Source organism: Curtobacterium sp. MCLR17_042, assembly GCF_003234695.1.
GTDB classification, from domain to species: domain Bacteria; phylum Actinomycetota; class Actinomycetes; order Actinomycetales; family Microbacteriaceae; genus Curtobacterium; species Curtobacterium flaccumfaciens.
Genome location: NZ_QKTD01000003.1, coordinates 119,856 through 138,173, shown reverse-complemented (window position 1 = coordinate 138,173; position 18,318 = coordinate 119,856). Strand labels below are relative to the sequence as shown.

At 73.2% G+C, this 18,318-nt stretch carries 17 protein-coding genes; 4 read left to right on the top strand and 13 right to left on the bottom strand.

What is annotated here, in order from left to right:
• Position 1 precedes the first annotated feature (1 nt).
• Together DEJ02_RS05015 and DEJ02_RS05010 are read left to right on the top strand one after the other, a co-directional pair.
• Positions 2-4,759, top strand: coding sequence for a DEAD/DEAH box helicase (locus DEJ02_RS05015; protein WP_111032221.1), 4,758 nt, complete (start codon positions 2-4; stop codon positions 4,757-4,759).
• Positions 4,760-4,809: 50 nt separating this feature from the next.
• Positions 4,810-5,589, top strand: a complete 780-nt coding sequence (locus DEJ02_RS05010) for an Fpg/Nei family DNA glycosylase (RefSeq protein WP_111032220.1) — start codon at positions 4,810-4,812, stop codon at positions 5,587-5,589.
• Here DEJ02_RS05010 and DEJ02_RS05005 read toward each other — a convergent pair.
• Positions 5,580-6,494, bottom strand: a complete 915-nt coding sequence (locus DEJ02_RS05005) for a LysR family transcriptional regulator ArgP (protein ID WP_111032219.1) — start codon at positions 6,492-6,494, stop codon at positions 5,580-5,582. The genes DEJ02_RS05010 and DEJ02_RS05005 overlap by 10 nt on opposite strands.
• Positions 6,495-6,563: 69 nt before the next feature.
• On the opposite strand from DEJ02_RS05005, the gene DEJ02_RS05000 reads away from it, so the two are divergent.
• A complete protein-coding gene (locus tag DEJ02_RS05000) occupies positions 6,564-7,295 on the top strand; it encodes a LysE/ArgO family amino acid transporter (RefSeq protein WP_220038363.1) in 732 nt (243 codons plus the stop codon).
• Between the two features lie 97 nt (positions 7,296-7,392).
• Here DEJ02_RS05000 and DEJ02_RS04995 read toward each other — a convergent pair whose 3' ends face one another.
• The 7 genes from DEJ02_RS04995 to DEJ02_RS04965 form a co-directional block, all read right to left on the bottom strand.
• On the bottom strand, positions 7,393-8,868 hold the full coding sequence (locus tag DEJ02_RS04995; RefSeq protein WP_111032217.1) for an APC family permease: 1,476 nt from the start codon (positions 8,866-8,868) through the stop codon (positions 7,393-7,395).
• 226 nt (positions 8,869-9,094) lie between these two features.
• The gene (locus DEJ02_RS04990) at positions 9,095-9,967 is read right to left on the bottom strand and encodes a hypothetical protein (protein WP_110859458.1); all 873 of its coding nucleotides are present in this window, start codon (positions 9,965-9,967) and stop codon (positions 9,095-9,097) included.
• 18 nt (positions 9,968-9,985) lie between these two features.
• Positions 9,986-10,807, bottom strand: a complete 822-nt coding sequence (locus DEJ02_RS04985) for an alpha/beta fold hydrolase (protein WP_111032216.1) — start codon at positions 10,805-10,807, stop codon at positions 9,986-9,988.
• Between the two features lie 146 nt (positions 10,808-10,953).
• Positions 10,954-11,214, bottom strand: a complete 261-nt coding sequence (locus DEJ02_RS04980) for a type II toxin-antitoxin system RelE/ParE family toxin (protein WP_111032215.1) — start codon at positions 11,212-11,214, stop codon at positions 10,954-10,956.
• Complete coding sequence (locus tag DEJ02_RS04975) at positions 11,211-11,471, bottom strand: type II toxin-antitoxin system Phd/YefM family antitoxin (RefSeq protein WP_258378663.1); 261 nt, start codon at positions 11,469-11,471, stop codon at positions 11,211-11,213. Before DEJ02_RS04975 ends, DEJ02_RS04980 begins: the two co-directional genes overlap by 4 nt.
• Before the next feature lie 28 nt (positions 11,472-11,499).
• On the bottom strand, positions 11,500-12,012 hold the full coding sequence (locus tag DEJ02_RS04970; RefSeq protein WP_111032213.1) for a methylated-DNA--[protein]-cysteine S-methyltransferase: 513 nt from the start codon (positions 12,010-12,012) through the stop codon (positions 11,500-11,502).
• Positions 12,009-13,601 (bottom strand): AlkA N-terminal domain-containing protein, encoded by a 1,593-nt coding sequence (locus DEJ02_RS04965; RefSeq protein ID WP_111032212.1) that lies wholly within the window; start codon positions 13,599-13,601, stop codon positions 12,009-12,011. Before DEJ02_RS04965 ends, DEJ02_RS04970 begins: the two co-directional genes overlap by 4 nt.
• A gap of 89 nt (positions 13,602-13,690) precedes the next feature.
• Between DEJ02_RS04965 and DEJ02_RS04960 the strand changes: the two genes are divergently transcribed.
• Positions 13,691-14,290 carry a molybdenum cofactor biosysynthesis protein gene (locus DEJ02_RS04960; RefSeq protein WP_258378662.1) on the top strand — a complete coding sequence of 200 codons (600 nt, stop codon included), beginning with the start codon at positions 13,691-13,693 and terminating at the stop codon, positions 14,288-14,290.
• 62 nt (positions 14,291-14,352) lie between these two features.
• Here DEJ02_RS04960 and DEJ02_RS04955 read toward each other — a convergent pair whose 3' ends face one another.
• The 5 genes from DEJ02_RS04955 to folE form a co-directional block, all read right to left on the bottom strand.
• Positions 14,353-14,895, bottom strand: coding sequence for a type 1 glutamine amidotransferase domain-containing protein (locus tag DEJ02_RS04955; protein ID WP_071245566.1), 543 nt, complete (start codon positions 14,893-14,895; stop codon positions 14,353-14,355).
• A gap of 257 nt (positions 14,896-15,152) precedes the next feature.
• Complete coding sequence (locus DEJ02_RS04950) at positions 15,153-15,806, bottom strand: HAD-IA family hydrolase (protein ID WP_071406201.1); 654 nt, start codon at positions 15,804-15,806, stop codon at positions 15,153-15,155.
• A 55-nt stretch (positions 15,807-15,861) separates the two neighbouring features.
• On the bottom strand, positions 15,862-16,611 hold the full coding sequence (locus tag DEJ02_RS04945; RefSeq protein ID WP_258378661.1) for a pyrimidine reductase family protein: 750 nt from the start codon (positions 16,609-16,611) through the stop codon (positions 15,862-15,864).
• Positions 16,608-17,558, bottom strand: coding sequence for a dihydropteroate synthase (gene folP, locus DEJ02_RS04940; RefSeq protein WP_258378660.1), 951 nt, complete (start codon positions 17,556-17,558; stop codon positions 16,608-16,610). The genes DEJ02_RS04945 and folP overlap by 4 nt, the downstream gene beginning before the upstream one ends.
• A complete protein-coding gene (gene folE, locus DEJ02_RS04935; RefSeq protein WP_111032209.1) occupies positions 17,555-18,166 on the bottom strand; it encodes a GTP cyclohydrolase I in 612 nt (203 codons plus the stop codon). Before folE ends, folP begins: the two co-directional genes overlap by 4 nt.
• Positions 18,167-18,318 lie beyond the last annotated feature (152 nt).

Sequence of the window (18,318 nt, the reverse complement as noted above, 5' to 3'; positions counted from 1 at the left end):
CATGACGGACGTCTTCGAGCGCTTCTCCCCCGCGACCACCGAGTGGTTCCGCGGCGCCTTCGACGCACCGACGCCCGCGCAGGCCGGGGCGTGGGACGCCATCTCGACCGGGCAGCACGCACTCGTGATCGCCCCGACCGGCTCCGGCAAGACCCTGGCGTCGTTCCTGTGGTCGATCGACCGGCTCATCAGCGCGACGGACCGCCCACCGGCGAAGCAGCGCACGCGGGTGCTCTACGTCTCGCCGCTCAAGGCCCTGGGCGTCGACGTCGAGCGCAACCTCCGGAGCCCGCTCGTCGGCATCACCCAGACCGCTCGGCGCCTCGGCACCGAACCGCCCGACGTCACGGTCGGTGTGCGCAGCGGTGACACCCCGTCGTCCGACCGCCAGAAGCTCCTGCGCCAGCCGCCGGACATCCTCATCACCACGCCCGAGTCGCTCTACCTGATGCTCACCTCGCAGGCGCGCGAGACCCTGGTGAACGTCGACACCGTCATCGTGGACGAGGTCCACGCGGTCGCCTCGACCAAGCGCGGTGCACACCTGGCCGTGTCGCTCGAGCGCCTGGACGACCTGCTCGACAAGCCCGTGCAGCGCATCGGGCTGTCCGCGACCGTCCGCCCACCGGAAGAGGTCGCGCGGTTCCTCGGTGGCCGTGCGCCGGTGACGATCATCGCGCCGCCCGCACAGAAGACCTTCGACCTGCGGGTCGTCGTGCCCGTCGACGACATGACCGAGCTCGGGGCGCCGCCGGTGGGTGCGGACGCGTCCGAGTCGCCGACGAACGGGTCGATCTGGCCGCACGTCGAAGAGCGCGTCGTCGACCTGATCGAGGAACACCGCTCGACCATCGTGTTCGCGAACTCGCGGCGGCTGGCCGAACGGCTGACGGCTCGACTGAACGAGATCCACGAGGAACGCGTGCTCGCCGCCGCCGGTGACGGCGTGCTGGTGCCGGCCGGGGCGTCCCCGGACGACGACGGCCTGCCCGTGGCGCAGGGCCGCCCGCAGTCACCGGCCCGCACCTCGGCGCACGTCGTCGCACCCCAGGGGGCCAAGCGCCCGCCAGCGCAGCTGATCGGCGGGTCCGGGCAGACGGGCGGCGGGGGCTCGGACGCCTCCGTCCCGGTGCTCGCCCGCGCACACCACGGCTCGGTGTCGAAGGACCAGCGCGCGATCATCGAGGACGACCTGAAGTCCGGTCGGCTGCGGTGCGTCGTCGCGACGAGTTCACTCGAGCTCGGCATCGACATGGGCGAGGTCGACCTGGTCGTCCAGGTCGAAGCGCCGCCCTCCGTCGCGAGCGGCCTGCAACGCGTCGGTCGTGCCGGACACCAGGTGGGCGAGATCTCCCGCGGCGTGCTGTTCCCGAAGCACCGGGCCGACCTGGTCAACAGCGCGGTCACGGTCGAGCGGATGGTCACGGGCCAGATCGAGTCGATCTCGGTGCCGGCGAACCCGCTCGACGTCCTGGCGCAGCACACCGTGGCGGCCGGGGCGATCGACACCCTCGACGTCGAGCACTGGTTCGAGCTCGTGCGGCGGAGCGCCCCGTTCAGCGGCCTGCCCCGATCGGCGTTCGAGGCGACGCTCGACCTGGTCACGGGCCGGTACCCGAGCGACGAGTTCGCCGAACTCCGGCCACGGCTGGTCTGGGACCGCGTGCACGGCACCCTGACCGGGCGCCCCGGTGCGCAGCGACTCGCGGTGACGAGCGGCGGGACGATCCCCGACCGCGGCATGTTCGGCGTCTTCATGGTCGGCGAGAAGGCGTCCCGCGTCGGCGAGCTCGACGAGGAGATGGTCTACGAGTCGCGCGTGGGCGACGTCTTCGCCCTCGGTGCGACGAGCTGGCGGATCGAGGAGATCACCCACGACCGCGTCGTCGTGAGCCCGGCGTTCGGGCAGCCCGGACGCGTGCCGTTCTGGAAGGGCGACGGCATCGGCCGGCCCGCCGAACTCGGCCGGGCGACCGGTGCGTTCGTGCGCGAGGTCGAGGGCGCGTCGGACGACGACGCCCGCGCCCGCGTCGCCGCCGGTGGACTGGACGAGCGCGCGATCACCAACCTGCTGACCTTCCTGCGCGACCAGCGCGCGGCCACCGGTCACGTGCCGAACGACACCACGCTCGTCGTCGAGCGGTTCCGCGACGAGCTCGGGGACTGGCGGCTCATCCTGCACTCGCCCTACGGCATGCAGGTGCACGCGCCGTGGGCCCTCGCGGTCGCCGCACGGCTGCGCGAACGGCACGGCATCGACGGTGACGCGATGGCGGCCGACGACGGCATCGTCGTCCGCATCCCGGAGACCGACGCCGAACCGCCGGGTGCCGACCTGTTCGTGTTCGAGCGCGACGACCTCGAGGCCCTGGTCACCGACGAGGTCGGCGGCTCGGCACTGTTCGCCGCGCGGTTCCGTGAGTGTGCGGCGCGCGCCCTGCTGCTGCCCCGTCGGAACCCCGGGCAGCGGTCGCCGCTCTGGCAGCAGCGGCAGCGGGCCTCGCAGCTGCTCGAGGTCGCGCAGAAGTACCCGACGTTCCCGATCGTGCTCGAGACCGTGCGCGAGGTGCTGCAGGACGTCTACGACGTGCCCGCGCTGCTCGGGATCGCCGACGACATCGCCGGACGCCGGATCCGCCTGGTCGAGACGGAGACCGAGCAGCCGTCGCCGTTCGCCCGCTCGATCCTGTTCGGGTACGTCGCGGCCTTCATGTACGAGGGGGACACCCCGCTCGCCGAACGCCGGGCAGCGGCCCTGTCGCTCGACTCGACCCTGCTCGGAGAACTGCTCGGCCGTGCGGAGCTGCGCGAGCTGCTCGACCCGGCGGTCATCACCTCGGTGGAGCGCGACCTGCAGCGGCTGTCGCCGGACCGCCGTGCCCGTGACGCCGAGGGACTCGTGGACGTGCTGCGGCTCGTCGGCGCGCTCGACCTCGACGAAGCGGTCGACCGGAGCTGGCTCGCCGACACCGCCGACCGTCCAGCGGCGACCGCCGAACTGCGCAGCACGCTCCAGGTGTTGGAGCGAGACCGCCGGGTGCTCTCGTTCTCGCACGCCGGGGCGACGCGCTGGGCCGTGATCGAGGACGCCGCCCGCCTGCGCGACGCCCTCGGGGTCCCGCTGCCGATCGGCGTGCCCACGGCGTTCGTCGAGCCCGTGGCCGACCCCCTCGGTGACCTGATCGGCCGCTACGCCCGGTCGCACGGGCCGTTCTCCGCGCAGGAGGCCGCCGGTCGCCTCGGGCTGGGCATCGCCGTCGTGCAGGACACCCTGCGCCGACTCGTCGCCGACCGCCGGGTGGTGGAGGGCGAGTTCCGCCCTGATCGCCAGGGTGCCGAGTGGTGTGACGCCGAGGTCCTGCGACGGATCCGCACGAAGTCCCTCGCAGCGCTGCGGCACGAGGTCGAGCCGGTCTCGCCGGACACCCTCGCCCGGTTCCTGCCCGCGTGGCAGCACGTGCAGACCCCCGGGACCCGCGGTGGGCTCCGTGGCGTCGACGGCGTCCTGCAGGTGATCGACCAGCTCGCCGGGGTCGCCCTGCCCGCCAGCGCCTGGGAGACCCTGGTGCTGCCGTCGCGCGTCACCGACTACTCGACGAGCATGCTCGACGAACTGACCGCCACCGGCGAGGTCCTGTGGTCCGGCGGGGGCACCCTGCCCGGCAACAACGGCTGGGTGCGCCTGCACCTGGCCGACACCGCGGCGACGACGCTCGCCGAGCCCTCCGGGGACGAGACGACCGAACTGCAGCGGGACGTGCTCGGCGCCCTGGCCGGCGGCGGCGCGTACTTCTTCCGGCAGCTCGGCCAGGCCGTGGGCAGCAGTGACGACCAGGCGCTCACCACCGCGCTGTGGGACCTGGTCTGGGCCGGGCAGATCACGAACGACACGTTCGCCCCGCTGCGCTCGATGCTCGGTGGCAAGGCGAAGAGCTCGAGTGCTCCGCGTGCTCGGGCCTACCGCGGCCGTCGGCGTCCGACCATGCCGACGCAGTCCGGGCCGCCGTCCGTCGGGGGTCGTTGGTCGCTCCTGCCGCTGGCCGAGTCCGACTCGACCGTGCGGGCCGCCGCGACCGCCGAACAGCTGCTCGAACGCTACGGCGTCGTCACCCGCGGTGCCGTGCAGGTCGAGGGCGTCCGGGGTGGTTTCGCCGGGGTGTACCGGGTGCTCTCGCGCTTCGAGGAGTCCGGCCGGGCTCGTCGCGGGTACTTCGTCGAGGGGCTCGGTGCCGCCCAGTTCGCCACCGGTCCGACCGTCGACCGGCTGCGCACCTACGCCCGCGAACTCGGCGACGACGAGCGCAACGATCCGGACCGGAAGCGCGAGGTGCTCACGCTCGCCGCGACCGACCCGGCGAACCCGTTCGGGGCATCGTTGCCGTGGCCGACGGGCGACACGGACCCCGGTCTCGTGGCCGACGACGTCGAACCCACCCCGTCGGGGACTGCGGTCGGCAGCGGCGCGAAGACCGCTCGGGGCCACCGGCCCGGGCGCAAGGCGGGTGCCCTCGTGACGACCGTCGACGGCAAGCTCACCGTGTACGTGGAGCGCGGTGGCAAGTCGGTGCTGACCTTCACCGACGACGCCGCCGACCTCGCTGCCGCGGCGGCCTCGATCGCCGGCATCGTCCGGACCGGGCTGCGGAAGCTCTCGGTCGAGCGGGTCGACGGGGACTTCGTGCTCGAGACGCCGCTCGGCGGCGCGCTCCGGGCCGCGGGGTTCACGGCGACCCCGCAGGGGCTGCGGCTCCGTGTGTGAGGCGAGCCGCGCCTCCCGGCAGTGCAGCGACCACGTGCCGGAGGTGACCCGTGCCTGAAGGCGACACCGTCTACCGGGCTGCCCGCCGCCTGCACACCGCGTTGGCGGGCAAGGTCCTGACGAAGAGTGACTTCCGCGTCCCCGCGTTCGCGACCCTCGACCTGGTCGGCCGCACCGTCGACGAGGTCGTCCCCCGCGGCAAGCACCTGCTGCACCGCATCGGCGACCTGACCGTGCACTCGCACCTGAAGATGGAGGGCCGATGGGACGTCTACGCGCCCGGTGACCGCTGGCGACGTCCGGCGCACCAGGCCCGGGCGATCCTGGACGCCGACGGGGTCTCGACCGTCGGCTTCGCGCTCGGGGTGCTCGAGGTCGTGCCGCGCGACCAGGAGTCCGAGGTCGTCGGACACCTGGGGCCCGACCTGCTCGGCCCGGACTGGGACGCCGACCTGGCGCTCGCCAACCTGACCGAGGACCCCGAACGCCCGGTCGGGCTGGCACTGCTCGACCAGCGGGTGCTCGCCGGGCTCGGCAACGTGTACCGGAACGAACTCTGCTTCCTGCGCGGGGTGCTGCCCACGCGTCCGGTCGGGCAGGTACCGGACCCGGCGCGGACGATCACGCTCGCGAGCCGACTGATCCTGGCGAACCGTGACCGCAGTGCCCGCGTCACCACCGGCGTCGACCGCCCCGGCCGACGGTTCTGGGTCTACGGCCGTGCCGGCAAGCCGTGTCTGCGGTGCGGGACCCCGATCCGGCACGGCGAACTCGGTGACTCGGAGCTCACCCTGCGCGACACGTACTGGTGTCCGCGCTGTCAGACCTGACGCGCGGGGTGCAGTCGCGACGACGCGGTCGCACGGACGGCGTCGGTGACCCGTTCGAGCAGGGGTGACGCCAGGTTCCAGCGCTGCCACCACAGCGCCACGTCCGCGTGCCGGCCCGGGGCCAGCTCGACCAGGACACCGCGGTCGATCGCCTCGAGGCACTGCGCCTCGGGCAGCAGCCCCCACCCGAACCCGAGCGTGACCGCACGGGCGAAGTCGGCGGAGGTCGGGACGAAGTGGCGCGGGCCTCCGGGAGCGTGGCCGAGGACCTGACGCAGGTACCCCTGCTGCAGGTCGTCGTCGCGGTCGTAGTCGACGAGCGGGACCTCGTCGAGCCGCCGGAGCATCCGCCGCTCGGTGTCGGTGTCGCCGAGGTAGCGGGCGACGAACACCGGGGACGCCACGGCCCGGTACCGGTCGATGCCGAGCGGCACCGACGAGCAGCCCTGCACCGGATCCGCCTCGGCCGTCACGGCACCCATCACCGTGCCGGCGCGGAGCAGTTCGGCGGTGCGGTCCTGGTCCTCGCGGTGCAGGTCGAAGACCACCTCGGTGTCGGCCCGCACGAGGGCGAGGGCGTCGAGGAACCAGGTGCCGAGCGAGTCGGCGTTCACGGCCAGCGGGATCGACGGCACCACCGACGATCCACCGCCGAGGGCTCGGGAGGTCTCCTCGTCGAGCAGCCGGACCTGCCGTGCGTGCCGGAGCACCACTGCGCCGTCCGCGGTCGGGCGCACCGGGGTGGTGCGCTGGAGCAGGACCCGACCGACCTGCTGCTCCATCGACTTGATCCGCTGCGAGACCGCCGACGGGGTGATCGCCAGCGCACGGGCCGCCGCGTCGAGCGTGCCGTGGTCGACGGCGGCGAGCAGCGTCTCGAGGTGCTCGCGCTGGAACCGGGTCATGCAGCTGAGCTTACGGCGCTGCAGGAACGTGAGCTGTACTACACCGGCACCCGGCCCTAGCGTCGGATCGTGACCTCGCTCCTGCCCCTGCTCTCCGGCCTCGGCACCGGCCTCGCACTGATCGTCGCGATCGGTGTGCAGAACACGTACCTGCTCCGGCTCGCGGTCAGCGCAGGACTCCGGGTGGTGGCCGCGGCGGTCGTGGTGTGCGCGGTCTCGGATGCGCTGCTCATCGTCGCCGGGGTGCTCGGGGTCGGCGCCGTGGTCGAGCGGTTCCCCGTGGCGCTCCTGGTGATCCGGTTCGTCGGTGCCGCGTTCCTGCTCACGTACGGGGTGCTCGCGGCGCGGCGCGCGCTGCGGCCCTCGGGGGACGCGATGCGGGTCGCCGACGAAGCGGCCGACGACGGTGTGGTGGGCGCCAGCGCGGACGCGGGCGCGGGGGTGGACGCGACCACCGGCACGACGGTGGCGGCGCGGCGGACGCGCACCGCGCCTCCCGGCCAGGTGGTGACCATGCGGACGGCCGTGCTGACCATGCTCGTCTTCACGTGGGCGAACCCGCACGTCTACCTGGACACGCTGGTTTTCCTCGGGTCGGTGGCGAACCAGCAGGGTGCGGACGACCGGTGGCTCTGGACGATCGGTGCCGTCGCGGCGAGCTGCCTGTGGTTCGGGGCCCTCGGGTTCGGTGGACGCCTGCTGCGACCGCTGTTCGAGAAGCCGCTGACCTGGCGGGTGTTCGACGGCCTGGTCGCCGTCGTGATGCTCGCGTTCGGCGTGCTGCTGCTCGTCGGCGCGTAGTGGCGGCGGCGCGCTTGGCGCACCGCGAATCGGACACAGCACCACGCGAACGCGCGGTGCTGTGTCCGGAACCTGGTTCCGGCGAGGCGGAGCCGCCCTACTGCATGCGCTGGCCGACGCGGCTGTGGCGACGGCTGTAGCCGAAGTAGATGACGAAGCCGATGGCCAGCCAGACGACGAACCGGAGCCAGGTCTCGACCTCGAGGTTCAGCATCAGCCAGAAGCACAGCACCGCCGAGATGATCGGGAGCACCGGCGACCACGGCACCCGGAAGGCCCGCGGCGCGTCGGGCCGCAACCGGCGCAGCACCACGATGCCGATCGACACCAGGACGAACGCGGACAGCGTGCCGATGTTGATCATGCCCTCGAGCTTGTCGACCGCGGTGAACCCGGCCAGCAGCGCCACGACGACACCGGCGACGACCTGCACGCGCACCGGTGTCTGCGTCTTCGGGTTGGTCTTCGAGAACCAGCGGGGCAGCAGGCCGTCGCGGCTCATCGAGAAGACGATGCGGGACAGCCCGAGCAGCAGCACCATGACGACGGTGGTCAGACCGATCAGCGAACCGATGGCGATGATGCCGGCGGCCCACGGCAGCCCGACGATGTTGAACGCCGACGCCAGGGACGGTGTGTCCTCCTCGGCCAGGCGCTGGTACGAGACCATGCCGGTGATGACGATGCTGACGCCGACGTAGAGCAGGGTCACGATGCCGAGGCCGATGAAGATGCCACGGGGCAGCGTCTTCTGCGGGTTCTCGGTCTCCTCGGCACTGGTGGCGACGACGTCGAACCCGATGAAGGCGAAGAACACCAGGGACGCCGCGGCGAGCAGGCCGAAGACGCCGTACTGGGCGGGCTCCGCACCGGTGAACCACGACACGAGCGACTGCGTCCAGACGCTGCCCTCGGCACCCTTGGCGGGCTCGGCCGGCGGGATGAACGGCGTGAAGTTCGCGGCCTTGACGAAGAACGCACCGGCGACGATGACGAACACGACGATGGCGACCTTGATGACCGTGATGACCGCCGACACCCGCGACGACAGGCGGGTGCCGAAGGCGAGGAGCACCGTGAAGATCCCGACGATGAGCACCGGCCCCCAGGTGAACGGGATCGGACCGAGCTGGATCGTGCTGGGCAGGTCGACGCCGAACACCTTGAACGCTTCGCTGAGGTAGATGCCCCAGTACTTCGCGATCACGGCGCTGGCCGTGAGGGTCTCGAGGATGAGGTCCCAGCCCACGATCCAGGCGAGCAGCTCACCCATCGTGGCGTAGGTGAACGTGTACGCGGAGCCGGCGACGGGGATCGTCGACGCGAACTCGGCGTAGCACATGATCGCCAGGCCGCAGGTGACGGCGGCGAGCAGGAAGGAGATGATGACGCCGGGCCCGGCGAAGTTCGCGGCGGCGTTCGCGCCGACCGAGAAGATGCCGGCGCCGACGGCGACCGCGATCCCCATCGCGGCGATGTCGAACGTCTTCAGGGAGCGTTTCAGGGACCTGCCCTGCTCCTCGGAGTCGGCCAGGGAGGCCTCGATCGACTTGATGCGGAGCTTCGTTGCCATGGGGTGGATCCCGTCATCGGCTGGCGGCGGACCTCGGAAGGGTACTGGTGTACCACTGTGTCACGCAAAGCGTCCGCCCGGACGGTGGTCCGGTCCGGCGACGGCCGGGAGGCGCGGCGGCGGTCCGGCGCGCACCGCTCGGTCGGCCGACGGGTGCGTCCAGGGCCGTGGCCGCGTCAGCGGGGCGCGGTTGCGGCCGCGTCAGCGGGATGCGGTTCTGCTCGCGTCAGCGGCCCGCGCGCCAGTCCGCCAGGAACCGGGCTCCGGCCTCGTCGTGGATCACGCCGTCGGGCGCGGTGAGCACCGGGTAGGGCGTGGCCGGCACCCCGTCGGCGGGACGGACGTCGACGTGCGCGACCTCGTGGCCGTGGGCGTGCAGCCAGTCCGCCATGGCGTAGTCGCTGCGGGAGTCCCCCACGGTGCGCCAGGTGACCGGGAGCTCGCCGTCCTGCCCGAGGAGCTCGAGCGAGCGTTCGGCACCCAGGTCCTTGCCGCTGCGGTCGGACTCGACGTCGGTCGAGATGATCGTGGGGTCGATGCGCCACTGCACGGCACCGTCGGCGTCGGGTCGGACGTCGTCGAGTCGGCGGACACCGAGCCCGCGACGCTCGAGCGCGGCCATGGCCTTCGCGTCGAACTCCGGCTGGCGGGCCAGGTAGGTGGCGTTCGGCACCTCGACGCGCTGCTCGATCGACACCATGGCGCGCTTCGTCTCGTCGAAGAACACCAGGTCGGCGTACTCGTCGCGGACCAGCTCGCGCATCTCGTCGGCGTAGTCCCGCGGCAGCGCGAGGTCCTCGGCGACCGTCAGCTCGCCCATGCCGCCGTCGTACTGCGGACCGATCGAGCACCACACGGCACCCTTCTCGCAGACGGCGTGGACGCGGCCACCCTCGGCGAGGCCCCCGGCGAGCAGCGGACCGACGACCTCGGAGCGGATGAAGGCGTCGCTGCGGCCGGTGTTGAAGACGATGGGGATGCCCTCGGCAGCGAGCGCGACGAGGTCCGCGACGATGCTCGGGATCGCGATGGTGCGGGAGACCGGGCTGGCGATGGGCCCGTCGACGTCGAGCAGGAGACCGAGGCGGGGTGCGTTCACCCGCCCATCCTCTCGCAGTCAGCTGCTGGGCGAGACGATCCGGCTCCGGACGCGGTCGATCAGGGCTCCGAGGGCCGCCGGGGCGGGGACGTGTCCCTGCCCGGGCACCTCGGCGTACTCCGAACCGGGCACCGCGTCGACGAGGGCGCGGGCCGCACGTCGCATCCACTCGAGTCCGTCGCCACCGGCGCCGACGAGCACCGGTACGCCGACCGCGGCGGCGACCCGCTCGGGCACGGCGAGGCCGTTGAGCACCCGGACCTCGCGGCTGAGCACGTGGGCGTCGACGACCAGGGAGCGCCAGAGCGACCCCTTGAGCCGCAGGGCCGTGACCTGGCCCATCGGGACCCCGAGCACCTGGGTCAGGAACCCGCGGACGGCCTGGGCCCGGCGGCCAGCGCCGACGTGCTCGTCGAGCAGGTCGGCGAACACGACGTCGTCGGCGTGCGGGTCGACCGAGGCGCGGTACGGCGGTTCCCACAGGACGGCGCCGTCGACCGGCAGTCCGGTGGCGAGCCCGTGCAGGACGACACCGGCGCCGACGCAGATGCCGACGGCGGTGGTCGGTGCGCCGATGCTCTCGACGACGGCACGCAGGTCGTCGACCTCGCGCTCGATCGCCCACGACGCGGAGTCACCGCTGGCACCGCGACCGCGTCGGTCGTAGGTCACCACGCGATGGGTCGAGCCGAGCTCGGCGACCACGCGGTCGAGGTACGGGGTCCCTCGGTGGTCGAAGGCACCGCCCACGACGACGACCGCCGGCCCGTCCCCCGCCTCGGAGACGGCGATGGTGGTGCCGTCGGAGGAGACGACCGTTCGGTCGACTGGAGGGAGCATGGGGTCCTTTGCGGGCTGTCGACGGCGATGCGTCGGGCCTCGGAGGGGACCGTGCGGATTACCGGTCCTCCGAGTGTCGCAGGCGTGGGAGTCCGTGTCTCCCCCCGCTTCCAGGGGCAGAACCCCGCCGCTCGGGCGCCGGACGGTCAGCGATCCCGGTAGACCTCGCGCCGGTGCCCGGCATCGACGACCACCACGATGAGCTTGCCGTCGTCGATCCGGTAGATCAGCCGGTAGTCCCCCGAGCGGACCCGCCACCCGGGCCGGTTCACGAGCTTGCGTGCGGCGGGCGGCCGAGGGTGCTCGGCGAGGATCGCGAGGAGCCCCTCGATCCGCCGCCGCCCGTCGAGCGGGAGCTTGCGGATGACGCGTTGCGCGGCCGGGAGGACCTCGACCGAGTACGTCACCCGAGGCCGAGTTCGCGCTTGAGGTCGTCCCACTTGACGTTCTCGCCACCGATGCGGGCGCTCTCGGCGACGGCTTTGTCGTAGGCGACCAGGTCGTCCAGGTCCTCGGCCGCCTCGAGCAACCGGTCGAGGACGGCCGCGTCGACCACGGCCGCGACGCGCTTGTTGCGCCGGGTCAGGTAGACGGGTTCGTGCCGGGCGTCGTCGATGATCGACGCCAGACGGCCACGGGCTTCGGAGATCGACACTTCGCTCACCTGTACATTCTAGAGCGTTTTGTACAAGTCAAACGAGTGCCGTTGTGCCGACCGACTCCCGTTCGAGCAGTGATCGCTTGACGTCGAGGCCCCAGGCGAAGCCGCCGAGCGTGCCGTCCGAGCGCAACACCCGGTGGCATGGGACGAAGAGCGCCGGGGCGTTCCGGGCACACACGCTCGCCGCCGCCCGCACGGCGTCGGGCCGGCCCATCGCCGCCGCGAACCCGGTGTAGGTCAGGGTGCCGCCGGCGGGGATCCGGCGGAGCTGGCGCCACCCCTCGGTGAAGAGCTCGGTGCCGAACTGCCGGACCGGTACCTGCATGGCGTGCTCGACCTCCCCCGAGTAGAAGGCATCGACGGCCTCGGCCGAGGCGACCACGCCGTCGAGCACGCGGTCGGGGCGGTGGCGATCGGCCAGGCGGGCGAGGATCCGCTCGACGGAGTCGGTCCACCCGGAGGCGAGGACCCTGCCCTCGGCGTCTTCGAGCACGGTGAACGCCCCGTCGGGGGTGTCCAGGGTCTGGATGGTTGCGTCGGTCATCGGTCGTCCTTCCGGGGGTCCTCGGGGGCACGGGCTGCACGGGCGCCGGCGGTCGCGGTCATCGCGCGGTCGATGATCGGTCGCCAGCAGTGCATCGTGAGGTAGCTCCGCCAGGGGGCCACCTGCTCCGACCATAGGGAGAGCTCGCGCGCCGTTCCGGGCAGCCCGAGTTCCTGTGCACCGTTCCGCACGGCGAGGTCGCTGTGGAGGAAGATGTCGGGGTGGTGCCGGACCCGCAGCGCGACGTAGTCGGCGGTCCACGGTCCGATGCCCTTCACCGCGAGGAGTCCGTCGCGCAGGTCACCGAGCGACTGCCCACCGTCCACCACCAGGGACCCGTCGGCGAGCGCGGCGGCCACCCGCAGGATCGTGTCGACGCGGGCGGCGGGGCCGCGCAGCACCTCGTGCCCGCGTTCGGCGATCACCGCCGCCGACGGGAAGAGCAGTCCGCCGGGCCGGATGGCGTCCGGCACCGTCGCGCCGAGTGCGGCCACGAGCCGGGTCTGCGCCGTGCGCGCTGCGGCCACCGAGACCTGCTGCCCGATCAGGGTGCGGAACACGATCTCGTGCGCGTCCACCGCGCCGGGGAGCCGGAGGCCGGGCACCCGTGCGACGGGGCCGGCGAGCTCGGGCACGGCTCCGAGGACGGCGTCGACGGCGACCGGGTCGGCGTCGAGGTCGAACAGCGCACGCACCCGCGCCACGAGCGCGGGCAGGTCGGAGAGGTCGGTGACCCGCACGCGCAGGTCGATCCCGGTGCCCCGCCCGGCCACGTCGGGGACGGCTGCCGACGCGCTGAACCAGCCCGGGCCTCCAGGCAGGCCGACCAGCCGCCCGTACGACGTGACCCGGCCCGTGGGGTCGGTGTCCACCTGCTCCGTGCCCGGCAGGGCGTGCAGCGCGTGCCAGTCGAGCAGGCCCTGCGCGTCGAAGGGTGCCCGGGCCGGCAGGTGGACGTGCAGTGCGCCGTCGCCGCCGTCCGTGGCGCCGTCGCCTCGCCCGGACCGACGTGCGCGGAGCTCCGTCGGGGTGACGGCGAAGACCTCGCGCACGGTGTCGTTGAACTGCCGGACGCTGGCGAAGCCCGCGGCGAACGCGACGTCGGCGACGGGCAGGTCGGACGAGGTGAGCAGGGTCCGCGCGGTCTGCGCCCGGTGCGCCCGGCTGAGCGCCTTCGGCCCGGCGCCCAGCTCGGCCGTCATGATGCGGTTGAGCTGCCGCTCCGAGTAGCCCACGCGCGCGGCGAGCCCGGGCACGCCGTCGCGCTCGACGACGCCGTCGAGGACGAGCCGCATCGCCCGGCCGGCGACGTCCTCGCGCAGGTCCCACTCGGGGCTGCCGGGGGTCGCCTCGGGCAGGCAGCGCTTGCAGGCGCGGAAGCCGGCGAGGTGCGCTGCGGCGCTCGTGCGGTAGAAGGTGACGCCCGAGACCTTCGGCGTGCGGGCCGGGCAGCTGGGCCGGCAGTAGATGCCGGTGGAGTGCACGGCGGTGACGAACTGGCCGTCGAAGCGCGCGTCGCGCGAGGCGACGGCGCGGTGCCGTTCGGCGTGCAGCGCGTCGGGCTGCGCGTCGGTGTCCGGGCTGGTCATGGGCTCAGCCTGACATGCGCCGCCGACGTCGACTGGCGGGAATCGGACGGAGCAGCGCACGGCCGGGAGGCCCGGCTAGCGTTAGCCGCGTGACTTCCGCAGACGACGTGGCCGGTCTCGACGACCTGCCGTTCCGGACCGAGGTCGAGGTCGCGCTGCTGCTCGTCTCGCCGCGGCACCGGTACGAGGGACGCCCGGCCGACGGCGCGCTGCCGGTGCGCGCGGACGATCCGGACGAGTCACGCGACCGGATCGAGCTGCGATCCGGGCTGGGCATCGTCGGCGACCGGTACTTCGCGGCCCGGGCGCACGTGCACGCCTCGGTCACGGTGATCGGCCTGGAGGGGCTCGAAGCCGTCGGCACGGCGATCGGGGCGACCGTCGACCCCGCTGCGACCCGGCGGAACGTGTTCCTCCGCGGTGCCGACGTCGAGGCGCTGCGGGGCGAGCCGTTCTCGCTGGAGAGCGTGCTTCCCGGTGGCGACGGCAGCGACGACCTCGGCCGTGCCGTCCGGTTCCGTGGCTACCGCGCGGCGAACCCCTGCGCCTGGATGGACCACGAGGTGGCACCCGGGGCGTTCCGGGCGATGCGCGGCCGGGGCGGCGTGCGGTGCGACCCGGAGTCCGACGGTGTGCTCACCCTCGGTCCGGCGGTGCTCCGCACGGCCCGCCCCGTGGTGCTCGGCTGACGCGGTCGCCGGTCGGGCGACCGTCCTGCGCCGGCCGAGACTCGGCTCAGGCGGCGCAGTGCTCAGGCGGTGAGAGCGCTCTCGATCGCGTCGACGAACGCCGGCAGGTCGTCCGGGGTGCGGGACGTGATGAAGCCGCCGTCGACCTGGACCTCTTGGTCGACCCACTCGGCACCGGCATTGCGCAGGTCCGTCTGCAGCGACGGGAACGAGGTGACGGTCTTGCCGGACAGCACGCCCGCCTCGACGAGGGTCCACGGGCCGTGGCAGATCGCCGCGACCGGCTTGCTCGCCTCCGCGAAGGCCTGCACGAGCGTCGCCGCGCGGGACTCCTGGCGCAGCGTGTCGGCATTGATCGTGCCGCCGGGGATCACGAGCGCGTCGAAGTCCTTCGCGTCGACACCGGCGATGGTGGTGTCCGGCTCGAGCGTCTGCCCCGGGTCCTTGTCGCCGACCAGGGTCTGGATCGTGCCGGTCTCCTTCGCCGCCACGGTCACCGAGGCACCGCGCTCACGCAGCTGCTCGGTGGGGACGACGATCTCGTCCTGCTCCACGCCGTAGTTCGTCGTGATGACGAGGATCTTCTTGCCGTCGAGGGTTGCCATGATCCGCTCCTTCCGCGGCCCGGTCGTTCCGGCCGCACACCCGAGGGTCGTCGGGGTCGGCTGGGCAGGCCTCCAGGGGCGGCTCGGGGGTCCGGTCGGTCGTTCGGCCGGTCGCAACACCCCGCTCACGTCCGCCGGGTGGTCGCGAAGCGTCGGCTGGCGGCGGCGCAGCCGACGGTTCCTGACCACTCGGCGCAGGCCAGGCGGGGTGTCCTGACCGGCGGCAGACCGGCGGGCGCGCAGGCCGGGCGCCGCGCTCAGCCGCGGATGCGGAAGGCCTCGCCGTCGCGCTCGACCGTGAGCCCGTCGTACCCGTGCACTCGGTGCAGGCCGGCCGTCACCGGGTGCTCGAGGGGCCCGACGACGACCGTGGTCGCGCCGGAGGCGATGGCGGACTCGAGTCCGGCCGGGGCGTCCTCGAACGCCACGCAGTCGGTCGGGTCGAGGCCGAGCAGGGCAGCCCCGCGCAGGTAGCCGTCGGGGTGGGGCTTGCCGTGCTCGACGTCCTCCGAGGGCACGAAGGCCTCGGGCACGGCGAACCCGGCGGCTGCCATCCGGCCCGCGGCGAGGTCACGCGGTGCACTCGTCACGAGGGCCACCGGGACGCCGAGTTCGACGAGCCGCTGCACGAAGGCGACGGCGCCGGGGATCTCGAGGATGCCCTCGGTGCTCGCGGTCTCCTCGGCGACGAGTTCCGCCGCGATCCGCTGCTGCTCGGCCAGGGGCAGGTCGGGCAGGAAGCGCCGCAGGGTGTCGATCGCCTGCCGTCCGTGCGAGAACGCGAGGATCTCGTCGGGGTCGATGCCGTTCGCGTGGCCGAACCGGGTCCAGGTCGCCTCGACCACCGCGGTCGAGTCGACGAGCGTCCCGTCCATGTCGAAGAGGACCCCGGACGCCACGATGTCGATCACGCGCCCGACCCTAGCCCACGGGCCCGACCGTCCCGCGGTCCGCGGTCGAGCGGTGTCAGTGCGCCCGGACGTACCGGGTGAGCAGCACACCGCCGGCGCCGAGCAGCACGTGCGCCGGTCGCATCCGCCGGAGCTCCGGCGACGACCCGCGGGCGATGCGCGGCCCCTCCCCGCCCTCGAGCGACGGGTCGATCGTCAGGGTGAGCTCGTCGACGGCGTCCGCGGCGATGAGCGCCCCGAGGAACGACGGCCCTCCCTCGCAGTGGATCATCCCGAGGCCACGGTCGGCCAGCACGCCTCGGATCCGCCCGGCGTCGACCGAGTCCGGCTCGTCGTCCGCGCTGCAGGGCACGACGTCGGCGACCTCGGCGAGCGCCTGGGCCTTCGACGACGCGGCCGCCGTCGCCGACGTCAGGACGATCGGGCGCACCGGCGCCTCGGTGAACACCCGAGACCCCGGGTCGAGCGACAGCGAGCCGGTGACGATCGCGAACACGGGGTGGTCCGGCTTGCCGTGCGTCCGACGCCAGGCAACGTCGGCGTCGTGCAGGACCATCGGCCCGTAGCCCTCGTCGCGGACGGTGCCAGCGGCGACGAGCACGACGTCGGCCACCCGCCGGAGCAGGTCGAAGACGCGCAGGTCGTCGTCGCCACCGAGCGACCCGGACACCCCGGCAGCCGAGGCCGAACCGTCCAGCGTGGCGACGAAGTTCACCCGGAGCCAGGGGGCCCCGGCGTCGGCGGTGTAGAGGTCGAGCAGGTCGTCGTCGGACAGGTCCGCGATCGACGGGGGCAGGACGTTCACGTGTTGTGCCTCGATTCCACGGGGGTGCGCCATCCGAGCGTGGCCTCGACCATGCGCATCGCGTCGACGCTCTCGGCGACGTCGTGCATCCGGACGATCCGGGCGCCGAGCATCGCGCTCACGGTCGCGACGGCGAGCGATCCGGAGAGCCGTTCCCCGCGGGGGCGTCCGAGCGACTCCCCGACGAAGTCCTTGTTCGACACCGCGGCGAGGACCGGGTAGCCGAGCGCGACGACCTCGGGCAGCCGACGGGTGAGCTCGAGGGTGTGCACGGTGTTCTTGTGCAGGTCGTGGCCCGGGTCGACGATGATCCGCGATTCGGGGATGCCCGCGGCGAGCGCTCGGTCGACCCGTTCGCGCAGGAACGCGACGACCTCGCCCGCGATGTCGCCGTACTGCGGCGGCGCGGGCAGCGGACGACGGGGTTCCGCGAGCGAGTGCGTGATGACGACGGTGGCCTCGGAGTCGGCGACCACGGCGGCCATCCGCGGGTCGGACAGGCCGGTGGTGTCGTTGACGACGGTCGCCCCGGCTGCGATCGCCGCTGAGGCGACCTCCGGGCGGAAGGTGTCGACGCTGATGACGACGTCGGACTGCTGGGCGAGCTGCTCGACGACGGGCACGACGCGGTCGATCTCGTCGGAGGCGGGCAGTTCCGGGCCGGGGGCGAACTTCACGCCGCCGATGTCGACCCAGTCGGCGCCCTGCTCGGCGGCGCGGACCGAGGCGGCGACGGCCCGGTCGAGCTCGAAGGTGGCGCCGCGGTCGTGGAACGAGTCGGGGGTGCGGTTCACGATCGCCATCACGGCGATGCGGTGGTCGAAGTCGATGGTGCGGCGGCCGAACGTCCGGACCGGGTGGCGCAGGTCCGGCACGACCCAGCCGGGTCCGGCCGGGCCGGGTCCGGCCGTGCCGGGTCCGGCCGCGCCGTCCGGGAGGCCCGTCATGCGTCCGCCCCGGCACGCTCGTCGTGCTCGGCCTCGGTCCCACGCCCCGCACCGATGAGCGCGATCGCCTCGGCCCGTCCCGCGGCGTCGGCCAGCGAACCGTTCGCCGCCACCGTCACCGTCGTCGAACCGGTCTGGCGCTCCCCACGCGTCGTGACGCACTGGTGCTGCGCGTCGAGGACCACCAGGACGCCCTCGGCACCGAGCCCCTCGGCGATGGTCGCGGCGACCTGTTCGCCGAGCCGCTCCTGCAGTTGCGGGCGGGAGGCCACCGCGTCGAGCACCCGCGCCAGCGTGCCGAGCCCGATGAGCCGGTCGCCCGGCGCGTACGCCAGGTGCGCGACCCCGAGGAACGGCAGCAGGTGGTGCTCGCAGACGGAACGGAACTTCACGTCCCGGACGATGACGAGCCGACCGCGCTCACCGTCCTCGGCGTGCACGGTGCCGTCCCGGGCGATCGCGACCGCGTCGATGCCGATCCCGGAGAAGAACTCGGCGTACGAGTCGGCGACCCGGGCGGGGGTGCGGGTGAGTTCCGGGCGGTCGGGATCCTCGCCGATGGCGAGCAGCAGCTCGCGGACGGCGGCCTCCACACGGGCGCGGTCCATGGGTGACGTCACCCGTTCATCCAACACCAGCCCTGGCCGGAGAACGCGGGCAGACGCCCAGCGCGAGGTGCGCGAACCGCGTGGAACGGGCCTCCCGGCCGTCACAACCTGTGAGACCGGTGTGACACGCCCGAAACCCAGCGTCCTTTAAA

Excerpts from the sequence above, each read along its gene's own strand:
- DEJ02_RS05015 (WP_111032221.1), top strand. The coding sequence starts at position 2 with ATGACGGACGTCTTCGAGCGCTTCTCCCCCGCGACCACCGAGTGGTTC.
- DEJ02_RS05005 (WP_111032219.1), bottom strand. The coding sequence starts at position 6,494 with ATGACCCGGTTCCAGCGCGAGCACCTCGAGACGCTGCTCGCCGCCGTC.
- DEJ02_RS04995 (WP_111032217.1), bottom strand. The coding sequence starts at position 8,868 with ATGGCAACGAAGCTCCGCATCAAGTCGATCGAGGCCTCCCTGGCCGAC.
- DEJ02_RS04985 (WP_111032216.1), bottom strand. The coding sequence starts at position 10,807 with ATGCTCCCTCCAGTCGACCGAACGGTCGTCTCCTCCGACGGCACCACC.
- DEJ02_RS04970 (WP_111032213.1), bottom strand. The coding sequence starts at position 12,012 with ATGACCGACGCAACCATCCAGACCCTGGACACCCCCGACGGGGCGTTC.
- DEJ02_RS04965 (WP_111032212.1), bottom strand. The coding sequence starts at position 13,601 with ATGACCAGCCCGGACACCGACGCGCAGCCCGACGCGCTGCACGCCGAA.
- DEJ02_RS04955 (WP_071245566.1), bottom strand. The coding sequence starts at position 14,895 with ATGGCAACCCTCGACGGCAAGAAGATCCTCGTCATCACGACGAACTAC.
- folP (WP_258378660.1), bottom strand. The coding sequence starts at position 17,558 with ATGACGGGCCTCCCGGACGGCGCGGCCGGACCCGGCACGGCCGGACCC.
- folE (WP_111032209.1), bottom strand. The coding sequence starts at position 18,166 with ATGGACCGCGCCCGTGTGGAGGCCGCCGTCCGCGAGCTGCTGCTCGCC.